Origin of the sequence: Microbulbifer sp. MI-G (assembly GCF_030440425.1) — a bacterium.
Classification (GTDB): Bacteria; Pseudomonadota; Gammaproteobacteria; order Pseudomonadales; family Cellvibrionaceae; genus Microbulbifer; species Microbulbifer spongiae.
The window spans coordinates 2,113,441-2,130,407 of record NZ_CP098023.1 but is presented as its reverse complement, the minus strand read 5'-3'; the positions used below and the strand labels follow the sequence as shown (position 1 = coordinate 2,130,407).

The following is a 16,967-nucleotide window of genomic DNA, read 5'->3' as shown; positions in this document are numbered from 1 at the left end:
ATATAGCGGAATCAGTCAATACTAATTGGCACCAAGGTGGATCACAAAATAAAGCGTCAAAAAACGCACTTTAGAAAATCAATGCCACATATTAAGCATTGCCTTTAAGATAATATTATTCCGTGAACTGCTCCTCACTATCTGACGAGAATCTTGCACTCTCTCATGAAAATCCAGCAATCTTTATTGCTGATATTAACTGTAATAATTTGGACATAGCCGGATAGGTCCTGCACAAACAAATCCAGCCATCATGAGTAAATTTTTTTGATTTTCTTTCATTCGGTGATATGTTTAAAAAATAAAGAAAATAGAAATTTAAAGACCTAAAGTTTCCAGCACAATACCCACATCATCCGTAATGACCTGCACTCAAAAAGCGCACATTGCAATCACTTTTATCGATCAAGCCAATCTACAATAAAAGCATAACATTCCTTACTATACGGACAATCAATGCTGCCGGACTTATTGTGATGCGTAGTGATTCTGAGTTATATCTAGGAATTACTGGACAAAGAAAGCCCTTTTAGACGATCATGACAACTTCAAGCCAAAGCGCTAAGGATATAAATGCGGAGAAAATATTAGTGAACCGCTGTTAATACCTGGGATATGTATCAGATTGACATCGGCAAGCATTATTCATTTGAGGTTCTCCACCTATGGCCATGAGCCGGTATAACAACAAATCACTGGAGAGATCAATGAGCAAACCCAACCCGTTCGGATGTGGCCCACTGGCGATAGCTTTTGCCATCGCCAGTGGGCCATATGCCCTGGGTGAAGAGCTGGCCCTAGAAGAGGTTACCGTCAGCGCCCAGAAGCGCGAACAAAATATGTTGGAAGTCCCGGTTACCGTGGACACCTTTTCCAGCGAAGACATAGACAACACCATTGCACTCACGTTGAGTGATATGGCTGATTACATCCCCGGTTTTGAGGCCGGATCCGGCATTACCCAATCGACACTGAGTATCCGCGGTGTTAGCAGCCCGAGCATCAGTGCTGGCGGCGACCCATCGGTAGCCGTTTTCTACGACGACGCCTATGTGCCAAGCCCGGCCACGTCTATGGCTTTTGCTGATATGCAGCGGGTGGAAGTCCTGAAAGGGCCGCAGGGCACATTGTTCGGTCGCAATGCGGCTGCCGGCATGGTCAATATGGTGCCGAACCCACCGCAAGATGATTTCGATGCTTTTTTATCAGCACACTTTGGCAATTACGGCCTGCAGCAGCTGGAGGGTATGATCAACACGACGGTGACCGACAAGCTATTCGTACGTGGCAATTTGATGCGTTATCAGCGAGACGGCTTTGTGAGTAACGTTTACCCCGGCGGTATTGATTCGGGGGCGGAGAATATTCTTACCGGGCGCTTGGCAGCCCGCTGGGAAATGAGTAATAGCACCACCGCACAGCTCGCCTATGACTGGGACGAAGTGGACAATGCCCCGCGCCAGGCCATCGGCGTCAGTCCATATGGCTACGGCACCGATCCCTTTGCCGGCAAGGTGGAAAATGATGTGATGGACGGCGGCGAGACCCGCTCCATGTTCGCGGTCAACGCCAAGTTGGAGCACAATTTCAATGAAGACTGGAGCCTCAAATGGGTATCCAGTTATCGCCAATGGGAAACCTATAACCGCGAAGAGGAGGATGGCACCGCCGATCCCAGTCGTTACCTGGATACCAACAATATTTTCGATTCCGATATCACCTACCACGAGCTACAGGTGAATTTTACCGGAGAGCGCTTGGTTGCAGTCATGGGGGCCAATTATTCTCGCGAGGATATTTTTCAGAGCACCATCGTCACTGCCACTGCCAGTTCGGTGACACGACTGGTGACCACTGATGTCGTCAATGATCCGACTTTACGCGGACAGATCGCCAGTGGCGCTGCACTATCGGTGGGCGGATACCCGGGCGATGGTGGTATCGGTGATATAGCCGCAGCCCAGGCACTGGCAGCGCTTGACAGCATTGATCATTTGTGGGAACCGGGCGACTGGGCCACCTTCACTACGCTGGTCACCGGATCCGCCCTACCCCAGACCAGCGAAACATACGATATGATCGCCTATAACCTACTCGGCACCGGTATGCTGTTTGGCCCGGACTACACTGGTCGGGACTGGGTAGAGCGGGTGGACAATACCGGCAACTTTACCAATCACGGCGTCTATTTCGATCTGGATTACGCCGTCACCGATACAATCAATCTACTCGCCGGCCTGCGCTACAGTACCGATGAGAAATCCTTTACCTGGTTGACACCCGGCACCAGTTTTGGCGATTCGCGCCCAGGAGTGGAGGAAGTGATTTTCTCCACTGCGGATAACTATAACGTGGGAGAGGGCCTGCGCGAAGCCAGCAACGAGTGGCATGCAACCACCGGCCGCCTGGTGGGACAATTTCACTTTAATGAGCGGGCGATGGCATTTTTGTCCTATTCAAGCGGCTATAAGTCAGGTGGTTTCGATTCACTCAACCTGATCACCGCCGATACACCGATCGAGCCGGAGGAAGTGGACAATATTGAATTGGGTGTGAAAGGCGATCTGCTCGACAGCCTGCGCGTACAGCTCAGCTATTTCGATATGGCTATCGACAACCGTCAGCGCAGTGTCGAGAGCAAACCGCCAGGCTCCGCCAACGCCCTGCCGCGGGTGATCAACGGTGACCAGCAATTTAACGGTTTCGAAATCACCGTTGACTGGCTGCCCATTGACACACTGCGCCTGGGCCTGGTGACGACAATCCGCGACCAGGTATCCCAGTGGAACCCCTTCTACGATGCCGAGGGCAAACTGCAACAGGATCGGGACAAGTCCACCGCCAACACCGCCTATACCCTGAGCATGGACTGGGCACCGACGGTACCCATGGGATCAATACAATTCCATATGGATTACATCTACGCAGAGAACAGCGACGAACTGGCGCCAGGCTATCTGGCCAGTTTCAATACTATCGAGGGTGTCGGCGAGGATGATCAGCGCCTTAACGGCCGACTGTCATGGCAGAGCGACAGCGGCAGCTACATGCTGGCATTGTGGGTTCGAAACCTGTTCGACAACGAACGCGCAGCTATTCCCAGCGGTCGCACACTGGATGTGTTTGGCACACCCTATACGAGTGTTTTCGAACCACGTACTTATGGTGCTGAGATGCGCTACAACTTCTGAATTTTGCAAAGCGGGAACCCTACGGTTCCCCTAAGGCAAATCTACCCTCTGCCTTTTTGCAGATCCTGTGTTGTAAATAGCGCACTATTTGTCGCCCGCAACTGATTGGGAATTATTGAAGGCGAGGAATTGCGCCAGCTCTCACCAAATACTCGCTGGCCCTCCCTGCTGCAGGGCGGACTCTCAATATCCTGCCACCTGGCCGTCCTTGCGACTCTCAGAGGCCCCCCAGTAAACACCCTGCTCTTCATCGCGCAAAATGGCCTGGTAGCCGCCATAAGGGCCGCTTTCAAAGCGCAGCTGATGTCCCATCTGTACCAGCTTGCGGCGCGTTTCCAGAGGGAATCCATCTTCGAGACTCAGGTAGCCTCCTTCGAGCATCCTCTCATCTGTAGGCTGGCTGGAACCACTGTGGAGGATACGGGGTGCATCCCCTGCTTCCTGCACATTGAGGCCAAAGTCAATCATATTGATCATGATCTGGGCATGCATCTGCGGCTGGGTGGGCCCACCCATCACACCAAAACTCATCAGTGGCTTACCGTCTTTGGTCACAAACGCCGGGATGATTGTGTGAAAAGGGCGTTTGCCGGGCTGATACTGATTGTAGTGTCCCTCCTTGAGACTGAACATCTCGCCGCGATCCTGAAGAATAAATCCCAACTCCCCCGGCGTCATACCAGAACCCATACCGCGATAGTTACTCTGAATCAACGACACCATATTGCCATCTTCATCAGCGACAGTAAGATAGATGGTATCGCCGTGCCTCAGGGCAAGATTACCGGCATCGTAACGTTTGGAAGCGCTCTCAAGATTGATGAGCTTGCGCCGCTCGGTGGCATACTCCTTGGAGATCAGCTGCTGTACCGGCAGGCGATTGAATGCAGGGTCTGCGTAATAATTAGCTCTATCCTCGAACGCCAGCTTCTTGGCCTCCGCAAATAAGTGCAGATAGCCAGCACTGTTTCTGCCCATGGCAGCCAGATCATACCCTTCCAGGATATTCAAAATCTGCAATGCCGCTATGCCCTGACCATTGGGCGGCAACTCCCATAAATCGTAACCCCGATAGTTGGTAGAGACCGGCTCAACCCACTCTGAACGATGAGCTGTCATGTCTTCGTAACTGAGGAAGCCTCCTTGATTTTTCACATAGGCGGCAATTTCGCGAGCAATATCGCCCTTGTAGAAAGCATCCCGACCCCCTTTTGCAATACGACGGTAGGTCTTTGCAAGGCGGGGATTGCGAAACACCTCACCTTCCTGTGGCGCTCTGCCATTGGGCATAAATGTCTCGCGAAAACCGGGGTAAGACTGCAGTCGCGGTACTGACCTGTTCCAGTAGTAAGCCACCAGTTGAGTTACGGGAAACCCTTGTTCTGCGTAGTCGATTGCAGGTGCCAGAATTTCATCCATCGGTAATTGCCCAAACCGTTGATGGAGCTGGAACCAACCCGAGACGGCCCCAGGGACCGAGACCGGTAAAGGCCCATAAGAGGGAATCTTATTGTGACCATTATTGGCAAAATATTCGAATGGGAGAGAGAGTGGCGAACGACCGCTGGCATTGAGCCCGTAGAGTTTCTTATCTTTCGCACTCCACACCAGTGCGAACAGATCGCCCCCGATACCACACCCTGTGGGCTCCATCAGGCCCTGAGCTGCATTGGCGGCAATCGCTGCGTCCACCGCGCTGCCACCGCGTTTGAGGATGTCAAGTGCTATCTGTGTCGCTAGGGGTTGACTGGTGGCCGCCATCCCACGACTGGCTAATACCGGTGAGCGACTGGCGAAACCCTCCCCGTTTACACGGTCGAAAGCAACGGAAGCCGGTAAACTCCCTAGTATCGGGCTTAAACATAGCGCGATGAGTACTTTGTGAAATATACGTCTCATAGCAGAGATTCCTCTTATTTTTATACCGATGTAACAGAAGTTGTGTATTTATACCAGCGCCACTTCCAGCTGATCGATAAAAATCTGTATTCTGGAGGTCTTGATTCTTCGTCTGAACCTTCACATTAATGCTTTTATGTATTGTAAAGGATAAAAGATAAGATAACGACTTTATAAGTGTATTCTTTATAAAGCACAATGTCACGGGCGGGTACGAGCTGGCTTGCGGAATAAAAAGCCGTGATTTTTAGTGTCTACCTGCCCAGACCCAACAATCTGGATTTACATACTGCATCCAGAACCAGCAGACCAAGCCCCGCAGTTTCAACAAATCTGTCTGACCCGGTGTGAACAAGTCCAATTTGGCCAGCAGTGCTACACACCTAACGGAGATCCTGGAGGTTATGCTTCTATATACTGAAAAAATCCTATGGCCCCTAAAGTGTCATTGACAGCCTTATAAGTCTTCACATCGATAACTTTGCCACTTATCGGGAAACTTGGCCTCTATGAGCCTGGCCAATTTCGGATAGGCGCAAACAGGCCGGGTGCGAACTACCTCGCCACTATCATCCACTTGTTTCGCCACCAAATAATCCGGGGCTTTATTTTCTTCAACCCATTGCTGCAATGCCACAAGTGGATCAAATACATCGGGCGCATTTGCACTTTTTTCCCAGCAATGTCCCATACCCGGCACCATAAAGAGTCGCGCATCGCGTTTTAACGCGGAAAGGCTGCCAGCGTTTGCTACTGCCTTTCTGTAATATCCAACGATCGGGTCAGGGATAATCAGTGGATCAGCCAGCCCCTGATACATCAGCAACTTGGTATGGTTCCTGTTGAGACCAGAGAGATCCGTGTCCACTGCATCGGTCAGTGCAGGCAAAGAAGACCTGGCAATCAAGGTCTGCATGGCATCGGTGGTGATGGCACTATCGGGATCTGACTCGTTGACACTGTGCATGAGCAGCTTGCGGTAGCTATTGGCAGCCAGCACACCCCAACTGGGCGCTGCCTCAGAACCAAACAACCAGATATCTCCATAGTGTTCGGCACCATAGCGTAAGACAGGGTACACGGTTTTGCCCTCCCTGTTTTTTACTCCACCGTACAGTGTATTCAACATGCGGGCCTCAGTAGAGGTCAGGCACTGATTGACCGCCTCGCTTTCTGAACCACACTGCATCGTTCTGAAATCCACATGACAGGCGCCGGGATTGGATATCACACCATCAACCTGGCCATCGCTGCTATCGCATCTTTGCATAACTTCATGTTTCAGAAAGGGAAGTTTTTCCCTGGGCAATAGGTATTTGCCCCCGCTTTTTGCCAATCCGGCAAGCCAATTACCCCAAAGCCCCGCATTGCCGCTCAGATCAAAAATACTACCACCAGCGGCAATACCGTCAAACAAATCGGGGTAGCGCTGAGCGGCCATCATACCTAGACGACCACCATTAGAGCATCCGGAGTAATATTTATAGCGTGGACTTTGCTGATAAAACGCGGTTGCTATGGCTGTACCGGCATTCGCAACCACCGGTAATACTTTATGCGCGTAAAGTGCCAGGGCATCCGGATCACCAACGGCAAAACTCGCGTCCCAGCTCTTACCACTATGACCACCATCCTGGCTGATGGCCGCATAGCCGAGTTTCAAAGCCTCGTTAATTGCGTTTGAATAGCCTTCCTTATCTGGCAGTAACTGACCGCAAAAGCCGCCGCATCCAGCCATCATAAAACGACCATTCCACTTTTCTGGAAGACGCATTTCAAAGCCCACCCGCCCACCAATTTTTCCGCGAACCCGGCAGTAGCGTGGCAAACCAGCCGTGTCTTGCCAGGCTGGATCATCGCGCAGTCGCACATTTTCGGGCAGTGTCAGATTCGCTCCACACGGCTTGGGCACTGCATGCTCTCCAGCCCTGGCATGCATTCCTATCAGCAACAAAAAGAAAGCCATTAATAAGAGAGCAACATTCACCACTTTTTTCATGTTCGCATCCTCAATACCGTGTATTTCTTCTCTCTTCGAATTCATTCAGTCGCATTTACAAATGCCATCATAGCAAGCCAATCCGGCGTTTCTTCAATTATCACATCTGTGCAAATTATCGGGGATTCTCTTGGCAGTTTACCGGGTAGGATTAACAACGCTCTATCAGCAGTGCAGTGCCGGTTCCCGCCGCTCCACTGGCAGCGACTATTCCCAGTTGTAGATCGCGGCGTTCCAGTTCATCTAGCAAGGTCCCGGCCATCACAGCACCGGTGGCGCCCATGGGATGCCCCAAAGCAATCACACCACCATTTACGTTTAACTTGTCTTCGTCAATCTCAAGATCGCGACGACACTTGATGACCGTCGCTGCAAAAGCCTCATGTAATTCAAAAAGATCCACATCGGCAACCGAGAGGCCCTGTTGCTGCATCAGGGTGCCAACGGCCTTGACACAGCCGGTATTCACGGTCATAAGGTCATCGCAAAGGCTGACTGCCGCGCGGATTCTGGCTCGCCTCGGCAGTCCCATATCCCTACCCAACTGCGCATTCCCTATCCACAAAAGCGCTGCACCGTCAGCCATGGCTGGGGAATTGCCGGCAGTATGAATATGGCGGATATCACTGAGCCCCTCCACACTCTGCAGTTGCATGGCATCCACCCCATTCGCACCCAGTTCAGCAAATGCCGCTGGCAACTGCGCAAGGGATTCCAGTGTAGTGTTATCACGAATACACTCATCGGTCTTTATCACAATGCCCTTGACAATGTTGCTTATGGGCACGATGGAGCTGAACCAACCAGCATCCCTGGCCCGTGCCGCTCGCTGTTGGCTTTGCAGTGCAAGGGCATCCGCCTCCTGCCGGGATACCGCGTACAATGAGGCAACCAGGTCGGCACCCGAGCCCATCATCAACATACGACAACGGGCTGCCAGGGCGGCATCGGTAAAAACGGAGGCGCGATCCGACAACATCGGAATCCGCGACATCACCTCCACCCCTCCGGCCAATACCGAGGATGCCTGTCCGGCACTGACCTTGAGAGCGGCGAAGTTGATGGCATCGAGACCGGAGGAACAAAAACGATTGAGGGTGATACCCGGTACCTGCTGTGGCCATCCGGCATAGAGCAACGAAGTTTTGGCGATATTGGCAGCTTGCTCCCCGGACTGAGTGACACAGCCCAGGATCACATCCTGGACTCTCCCCTTATCCAGTCCTGTGCGGGACTCCAAAGCCTCATAGAGCTGCTTCATTAACTCCAGAGATGTCAGATCGTACAGTCCACCCGAAGCTTTGGCGCGCCCCCGTGGACTGCGAATAGCATCATAGATATAAGCGGAATTCATTTACCTACCCCCACGATAAAACTGGCACAAGTGGTGGCACTGCCACCCAGATTAAAGGTACCCATATTCTTCGCTCCCGATATCTGATAATCCCCGGCCTGTGCGGTAACCTGCCGATGACAGTCCAGCACCATGCGCACACCGGTGGCGCCCACCGGGTGCCCCAACCCGATCAGGCCACCACTGGCATTGATTGGCAAGTCGCCATCAGCGGCGATGCGGCCCTCCTCTATTGCCTTCCAGCTCTCGCCCGGCGCTGTCAGACCGCAATGATCGATCACCATATATTCGGTGATAGAAAAACAATCGTGTATCTCCAGACCATCCAGGTCAGTGATGTCTCTCAGTTGGGCTCGGGCCAGAGCGTCGCCAACCAGCTGCCGGATATGGGGGAATAACAATGGATTGCCTTCACTGTGGTGCAACTTGGTCTCCAGCTCAATGGCGGCTGAGCGGTGGCCCCAGCCTTTGATGCGGGGAATATCCCGTAAATTGAGGTTATGCTGGCGAGCATACACCTTGGCGGCCCGCTCACTGGCCACAAAGATACAGGCCGCACCATCGGTAATTTGTCCACAGTCAGACTTGCGAATACGCCCTTCAATAATTGGGTTGTGGGCATCACAATCGGTAAAGAATTCGGGTTCAAATTGCCAGTTGCGCGATTGCGCGCGGGGATTTTTCCTTGCATTGGCAAAGTTCAGCTTGGCAATTGTCCGCAGGTGCTTGGTATCAATGCCATGGCGGCGCTCGTATTCATCGATAATACGGCTGAACATCAATGGCCAGGGATAGTCGCAGTGCTGCGCCTCTATTCCTTTCCAGGTGGCTGCGCCCAGATAGTCAGCTCCGGTTTTTCCCGGCACGTTGCGCATATATTCCAGCCCCAGCACACAGGCCAAATCGCAATCGCCACAGCGAATATCCCTGATGGCCCCCAGCAGAGCCATGGAGCCAGAGGCACAGGCGGCTTCATGACGCGTCGTGGGCATACCGTTTAACTCCGGAAAGGCCTGGGCAAAGAATCCACCTAGTAGTCCCTGCCCGGCAAACAGGTCACCGGCAAAATTCCCCACATGCCCCACCTCAATCTGATCGGGATAAAGCCCTGTGGATGCCAGCCCCTGCTCCAGGCAGCAGCGAAACATTGCGAAGATATCCAGGCCCTCGCGGGCCCAGTTGCGGGCAAAATCGCTCTGGCTGCCACCCAGTAAATAGACACTTGCCGACATATTTATAGTTCCTCTTGGTCGGTGTGTGCACAAGCCCCGGCCGCAATGCGTTCACCGACCCACTGCTGCAAAACAAAGCGCTGAACCTTGCCCAGAGGATTCCTGGGCAGTTGCGAAAACAATTCCAAACGTTCTGGTAACTTGATCCTGGCGATACCCTTTTCACACAGGTAATCGACAAGTTTGTCCAGTTTCGGAGCATTGGTACCATCGCTGGGCACTACACAGGCACAGATGCGTTCACCCAGGTCAGCATCGGCATAGGAGCAAACTGCAACATCGATGGTCCCGGGCAAACCTTCCAGCAGCACATCGATCTCCGAGGGGGATATTTTCATACCACCGCGGTTGATGATATCCTTGCAGCGCCCGGCAATACGGTAAAAGCGGTTTCCATCACCACATATTTCCACCAGATCCCCGGTCAGGAAATAGCCGTCTTTGGTAAACACCTCTACAGAATCCGCCCTCCAGTAACCATCAAAGACCGTGGGTCCCTTGACAGCCAACTCTCCGGCCACGCCCGCTTCTGTGATCTCCTCACCGGTTTTTACATCGACCACTTTGGTCCAGATACTCTTGCTGGCTCGGGATGGCCAAGTGAGCCCGGCGGCACCGAAACGCGGAAACATACAGGCTCGCACTGAGGGCTCTGGTATATCCTCGGGTCTCGATACCAGACTGATGCCCTCGTTGGAACCGTAATAATTCACCACGCCGATACCGTAGGCACCCTCAAACTTTTCTATCATCCAGGGTGATAACGGTGCGGACCCGGAACCAATGGCACGCAAAGCTGAAAAATCGAATTGTCCCCACAGCGTTTCATTTTTTGCCAGGCGGTTGAGCAATGAGGGCGGCGCAAGGGTAAAACTAACGCTCTCGTTCTGCAGTTGCTGCAGAAAAACCTCCGGTTCAAAGGGCTGGTGCAATACGAGCGTACAGCCTGATAGGGCAAAGGGGTAAAGAAAAGCACTCACCGAGGCCATATTGACCAGGGGAAAGGGATTTAACAGTACATCGCCGGGCCGGTAATCTCCCGCTTCAATGCAGTTGAGCGCCACACTGAGCCACATATTGTGCGAGCGCGGTACCCCTTTGGGCATGCCTGTGGTGCCCGAGGTCCAGCAGAGGGTAAAAATATGATTGGCATCCCAGGGATTGGCAGCTTCATGCTTTTGTAGATGTCGGCGTGCCTGAGTATCATCCCCATAATCTATATGCAGGTTTTCGTCCAGTACCAGCACCGATAGATGACTGCCCAAGGTTTTTGCCATCAAACTGCCAAACGGCTTGCCTTTCAAAGTTTTTACGGCAATGTAGGCGCGGGCATCGAGCACCTTGGCTATATGATCCAGTTCGTGCTGACCATACTGAACCGGTATCGGAGAAATAATGGCACCAATTCGACTGATAGCCAGATAGCAGATGACCAATTCCACAATATTGGGCAATTGCACGATCACACGATCCTCAAAACCCACCCCCTGCTCCAACAGGCGGTGAGCAAGATGGGCGCTGGCTCTTTGCAGCTCGGCAAAAGTCAGGCGCTGTGGTTCAGAGCCCACCAGTTGCTGCCGACTGGGTTGATCCACTAACGCGAGCAAATCCGGCTGTCTCGCCGCTCTTTCCAATAGCAGATCGTGCAGTTTGACTCCCTGCCAAAGTCCCCTGCCTTCATATTCTTCTATTTTCTGTCGGGAGGATGTGATCATGGTTTTTCCTTTGTGATGTATAGCGATACTGCCCCGCCTCTAAGGGGACAATGCCGCCTGATATTCGGACGTGAGTTGTTCTACCACTTGGCCAATGGACTGTATTTGAGTGATGGCACCCACACCCTGGCCGGCGGACCAGATATCCCGCCAGCGCTTTGCATCACCTGCCGCCTTTAAAAAATCGATTTCAGCCGCGCTGGGCATGTTATCGGGATCATAACCTCCGCGAATCAAACTGTTTCGCAACCAATTGGCTTTAACGCCGGTTATTGCATCGCTGGTAACAATATCCGCTCCAGAGGCATCCACCAGCATCTGTTTATATTCTCGTTGGGCAAGGCTTTCGTGCGTGGGTATAAAACGTGTCCCCATATATACGTAGTCTGCCCCCAACACCTGAGCTGCACGCACTGCCCGTCCACTGCCGATGGCACCGGAGAGAATAATCTCGCCATCAAAGAATCCACGCACCTCTTCCACAAAGGCAAAAGGCGAAATATGCCCGGTATGACCGCCGGCACCGGTACATACCAGCGCCAGGCCATCCACACCAGATGCCGCAGCCTTGCGGGCCAGTTCAAGTGAAACCACATCGGCATACACTTTGCCGCCATAACTGTGTACCCGATCCACTGCCTCTCGGGGACTGCCCAGTGCGGTAATCACAAGAGGAGCCCGATACTCGACCGCCAGTGCCAGTTCCTCATGGCGGCGACTATTACTGCGGTGCATAATCAGATTGACCGCCCAGGGGACTCTCAGAGATTTTGCAGTCAGAGTCTCGGTAATTCGGTGCAACCAGCTATCGAGAGCCTGCAGGGTCCTGGCATTGGGAGCGGGAAAAGATCCAACAATGCCCGACTCACAACTCGCCAGCACCATCTCCGGTCCGGACACTAAAAACATAGGTGCCTGAATAATGGGCAACTTTAGTTTTTTTGACTCGCTTTCTTTTAATATGGAGTCGGTACCACTCTTATTACTCATTCTCCAACAATCCCCAGGTTATCCAGCGCCGTAAATCCACACCATTTCTACAGGCTTTTGCTATTAGACTTAATATATAAAGATCGTATATCAAAAGAATGCGGATAAACAAGCGTTCGGAGAGTAAACTTTTATATAAAAAAGATAAATAATAAACCATTCACGCCCTTTATTAATCCTTCAGAAATCGCATAAATTAATAAAAATGAAACTTGCGCTAATAGACTTATGGTTATAGACTGCAAAAATGTCTATTAACAATAGCTAAGCCTACTACCTGAAAAAGGTATATATAAGAGAGGCCCTGTATGCCGATACAATCCCCTGAAAACGCACCCTTTCCAACCACCACCAAATGCCTTGGCGCATTTTCTCAACTGGAAGATGCCCCACAATGGATTTACGAGATAGACAACCCCTATTTGCATGGCGTCTATGCGCCGACCAATAACATCGACACCCACGCTACGAATCTGGAGATAGAGGGAGAAATTCCCTCTGATATGTACGGTGCCTATCTGCGTAACGGCCCCAATCCCCGCCAAAAGCCCTCCTCTTCATATCACCCTTTTGATGGCGATGGTCTGGTACAGGGGCTCTATTTCAAGGATGGCCAAGCCACCTACCGCAGCAGTCAGATACAAACAGCGGCGCTATTGCGCGAACAGCGCGAGCACCAGGCTATTTGGCCCGGCGTGATGGGTACTTTTGATTTTACCCTGCCAGATTTCCCAATCAAGGACACCTCCAACACCGATATCATCTGGCACAATGGCCGCCTGATCACCCTGTGGTATAACGCCGGCATTCCCTATACACTGGACCCTATCACCCTGGAAAATCTGGGGCCTTTGGAGTCGCCCAGTCAACTGACCCGCAAGATGTCGGCTCATTCGCGCGTCGACTGGCAAACCGGGGAAATGTTCTTCTTCGATTTCGGCGATACACCCCCGTATATGACCTACGGTGTTCTCGGGGCCGATGGCAAGCTTAAACACGAGTGCCCCATTGACCTGCCCGCCCCGCGCCTGCCCCACGAGATTACCTTCACCAGTAATCACGCAATACTGCACGATCATCCATTGTTTCATGATACCCATGTTCTTCGGCATCACGGGCGACGGATTATTCGCTTTCACCGCGATATGCCCACCCGCTTTGGGTTGATTCCACGATTGGGCAGTCAAGTCACCTGGTTCGAGTGTGAACCCTGCTATGTACTGCACACTTCCAATGCCTGGGAAGAAGGCGACTGGGTGATTATAGATGGTTGCCGCTCCACCAACCCGATACCCAACGCCGACCCCGAGGAGGGCGCGCTCTCCCATATGCTTGCCTATATGCGTCTGGAAGCCAACAACTACCGCTGGCGACTTAACCTTTGCACCGGCGAGGTGCGGGAGGGGCCGATCGATGACCTGAATTCGGAATTCAACAAAAGTAATCAACTCTTTCACGGTGTAAAAACCCGCTACGCCTACCATCAGAAAATCCCTCTGAGACACGAAGGCGGGCACACCCTGCGCTTTACCGGATTGATCAAGTACGACAATGAAACCGGCACACGCCAGGAGTGGGATTACGGCCCGGGGGTCTTTGGCAGCGAGACGCCTTTTGTCCCTAAAAAGGGCGCTGATCGCAGCAGTGCCGAAGACGATGGCTACCTCACCACCTTTGTCACGGATACACGAAGCTGGCGCTCCAGCTGTTTGATTTTTGATGCCCGGGATATTACTTCCGGTCCACTGGCAACTGTCAGGCTACCCCATAGAATCCCCTACGGTTTTCACGGCTGGTGGGCGCGCGGAGAGGATATTTACCGTTAACCTCACCGGCCTGTTGAAGCCGGGATTGAAGTTCGACAAACAAGCAAAACAGATGATGTTCAACAGTCTACACTTTATACCTCTGATCTCTCAGGCTCTATCGACTGACCTATGTTCAGGCCTCGATCAAAGTGTTTGCCGAAGAACAAGGCACATCACCCAAAACTGGCAAGGGTGGCAGGCCGAAAAACAAACCTACATGCACAGACCTTTGCCTTTATTTAAAACCAGTAACCATTGCCACCCCGACCCGACATTTGCATTGATCAGCGCCTACAAAGACCACTTGAAAAAATATCACCCCTTTCACCAAACAAAAACTGTTTGGTGAAAGTGGATTGGAGTGCTACGGCTATTCGGCCAGATAATAAAAACTACGGAAAAAAATGATGAATACCAGAATCGGAAAAGTCCCACTGTCACTGTTGGCTAGCGCCATCGTTACCGTCACCAGTACCGGCGAGGCGAGCGCCGGGACTATTGAAGAAATTGTTGTCACCGCTGAAAAAAGATCTGCCAGTATCCAGGATGTCCCTCTGGCGGTCTCTGCGATTCGTGGTGACGATATCGGAAGCGGAAAAATTGCAGGCGTCAATGATGTCACCCTAAGAACCCCGAATGTCAATTTTACTCAGTTTAACCTAGGGGAACCGCGCTTGTATGTGCGCGGCATCGGCAACAGTTCTGACTCCGCAGCCAGCGATCCGGCCGTGGGCGTTTTTATTGACGATATCTACATTGGCCGCACCGGTGGCAGCGGTTTCGATCTTATCGACTTGCAACGCATAGAAGTGCTCAAAGGGCCCCAGGGTACTCTGTATGGAAAAAACACCAACGGCGGCGCTATTAATATGATCACCAGGCGTCCAACCTATGAAAATTCCATGGACTTCAGTTTTACCGCCGGCAACCAGGGATTGTACCAGGCCCAGGCACTGCTCAACGGTGGTCTTACTGACTCTGTGGCAGGCAGGATCAGTATTGCGCGCAAGCAGCGCGATGGCTTTGAGGAAAATGTACTCCGCCCCGCCGATGTCTCTGTCGAGAGTGCGCTGAACAACAGCCCGATTATCGGCAATTCCTCGCTCTCCAGTGGCGGTCGTCTGGGAGACCGGGACAACGTCGTTATGCGGGCTCAGCTGCTGTTCGACCTCAGCGAGGAAACCGAACTGCTGTTGGGAGCGGATTACTCAAAAGACCAATCCAACGGGAGTTGTAACCATTTACAGAACCTTTCCGCTGGCGGCCCCACTGCACCACTGTGGCAAAATGCCATCGACGGGCTATCACCCCGATACAGCCGCGACAAGCGCACCTGCGCCACTCAGTATGACGTTACCCAGCAACGGGAAGCCCGGGGCGTGAGTGCCCGTTTTGAACATAATCTGGGCTGGGCCGACCTATTGTCCATTAGCGCCTGGCGTGCCAGCGATATCGCGACATTGGATGATCTGACCGGCATTCCCCTAACGGATATCACCGTGCCTTACTCCACTCCGGAAAATGTCATCAATGGTGTCGAAGAGAATGCCTCACAGTTTTCACAGGAATTCCGCTTAAGCGGAGGTAATGATCGCATCGATTGGATCACCGGGGTCTTCTATATGCAGGAAGATGTCGATCGCGCTGAGGAATTCTATACGCGCTACAACGTCGCGTTACAATCTTTGGGCCTCGCCGCCGAGGGCGATGTGCTGTTTCTACAGGACAACACCACCACTACCACCGCACTCTATGGCCAGGCAGACTGGAATATCAATGACAACTGGATGCTCACTTACGGCTTGCGCTGGAGCCGGGACAAAAAAGAAATTAGGCAAGATGCACAGGATTTACTGGGTACCGGTTTCCCCACCGGTGTGCCATTGATCCTGCCGGCATTTGCGCAAGCGGTACAGGGCGCACAGGACTGGGACCAAATCACGCAAAGGGCCTCTGTCAACTATCGGTTTGGTGAGGACGCCCTGTTGTATCTGACATACTCCGAAGGATTCAAGAGCGGTGCCTTTCCATCCCAGGCAAATACCGCTGCCAATGCCGTTAAAACTGTGGACCCGGAACTGGTAAAAAATGTAGAAGCGGGATTGAAATCCTCTTGGTTTGACAACCGCCTGCTGTTCAATGTTGCCTATTACGATTCCAGGTACGATGATATGCAGATCTTTGAACTGACCCCCACCTTGCTGCTAGTGCTAAACAATGCCCAGGCCACTTCCCGCGGCTTTGAAACCACTCTTGATTTTGCCGCCACTGACCGTCTGGCATTTCGCGCAGCCTACAGCAGTGGCAGAGCCCGCTTTGATGAATATGTCACCCCCGGCGGCGACGACCGCTCAGGTAATTGGCTGCCCTGGGCACCAGACAAATCCGGCGCGCTGGATATGGACTACAATTTGCCGTTAGCTTCGGGAGGAATGCTGGCTGTGAATGTAAACTATGCCTGGAAAGGCGAATCTTTTGCCACATCGTCCAACGCAGATATCACCCATCTGGATGCCTACGGTATTTGGGGCGCCTCCATTACCTGGACCAGCAGCGATGATTCACTGTCGCTGCGCGCCTGGGGCAAGAACCTGGGTGACGAGGACCAGACCGTCTCACTGGTCGTTGATCCCACAGGTATTACTTCGGAAAAATATATGGACCCGAGAACTTACGGTATCACCGTGTCCAAAACCTTTTTCTAACAGGTTAGCGTCCATAAATCCGGGCACATACTAACGATGTTCCGTAGCGTGTGCCTGAAACCAGACTGACTGGA

Annotated in this window: 9 protein-coding genes; 3 read left to right on the top strand and 6 right to left on the bottom strand. The window is 52.4% G+C overall.

Annotation, left to right across the window (positions count from 1 at the left end):
• The first annotated feature begins 707 nt into the window (after window positions 1–707).
• Window positions 708–3,191 carry a TonB-dependent receptor gene (locus tag M8T91_RS08970; RefSeq protein WP_301418887.1) on the top strand — a complete coding sequence of 828 codons (2,484 nt, stop codon included), beginning with the start codon at window positions 708–710 and terminating at the stop codon, window positions 3,189–3,191.
• Between the two features lie 183 nt (window positions 3,192–3,374).
• Here M8T91_RS08970 and ggt read toward each other — a convergent pair whose 3' ends face one another.
• The 6 genes from ggt to M8T91_RS08940 all read right to left on the bottom strand — a co-directional run bounded on the left by ggt (window position 3,375) and on the right by M8T91_RS08940 (window position 12,380).
• A complete protein-coding gene (gene ggt / locus M8T91_RS08965) occupies window positions 3,375–5,090 on the bottom strand; it encodes a gamma-glutamyltransferase (protein WP_301418885.1) in 1,716 nt (571 codons plus the stop codon).
• 457 nt (window positions 5,091–5,547) lie between these two features.
• Entirely contained in the window at window positions 5,548–7,134 is a 1,587-nt protein-coding gene (locus M8T91_RS08960) for a tannase/feruloyl esterase family alpha/beta hydrolase (protein ID WP_301418883.1), read from the bottom strand.
• Between the two features lie 106 nt (window positions 7,135–7,240).
• Complete coding sequence (locus M8T91_RS08955) at window positions 7,241–8,443, bottom strand: acetyl-CoA C-acyltransferase (protein ID WP_301418882.1); 1,203 nt, start codon at window positions 8,441–8,443, stop codon at window positions 7,241–7,243.
• Window positions 8,440–9,675 (bottom strand): acetyl-CoA acetyltransferase, encoded by a 1,236-nt coding sequence (locus tag M8T91_RS08950; protein ID WP_301418880.1) that lies wholly within the window; start codon window positions 9,673–9,675, stop codon window positions 8,440–8,442. Before M8T91_RS08950 ends, M8T91_RS08955 begins: the two co-directional genes overlap by 4 nt.
• A 2-nt stretch (window positions 9,676–9,677) precedes the next feature.
• Window positions 9,678–11,390: a class I adenylate-forming enzyme family protein gene (locus M8T91_RS08945; protein ID WP_301418878.1), complete on the bottom strand. Its 1,713-nt coding sequence runs from the start codon at window positions 11,388–11,390 to the stop codon at window positions 9,678–9,680.
• 39 nt (window positions 11,391–11,429) lie between these two features.
• Complete coding sequence (locus M8T91_RS08940) at window positions 11,430–12,380, bottom strand: NAD(P)H-dependent flavin oxidoreductase (RefSeq protein WP_301418876.1); 951 nt, start codon at window positions 12,378–12,380, stop codon at window positions 11,430–11,432.
• A gap of 308 nt (window positions 12,381–12,688) precedes the next feature.
• Between M8T91_RS08940 and M8T91_RS08935 the strand changes: the two genes are divergently transcribed.
• Together M8T91_RS08935 and M8T91_RS08930 are read left to right on the top strand one after the other, a co-directional pair.
• On the top strand, window positions 12,689–14,206 hold the full coding sequence (locus M8T91_RS08935; protein ID WP_301418874.1) for a carotenoid oxygenase family protein: 1,518 nt from the start codon (window positions 12,689–12,691) through the stop codon (window positions 14,204–14,206).
• A 386-nt stretch (window positions 14,207–14,592) separates the two neighbouring features.
• Window positions 14,593–16,893, top strand: coding sequence for a TonB-dependent receptor (locus M8T91_RS08930; RefSeq protein ID WP_301418872.1), 2,301 nt, complete (start codon window positions 14,593–14,595; stop codon window positions 16,891–16,893).
• The last annotated feature ends 74 nt before the right edge of the window (window positions 16,894–16,967 follow it).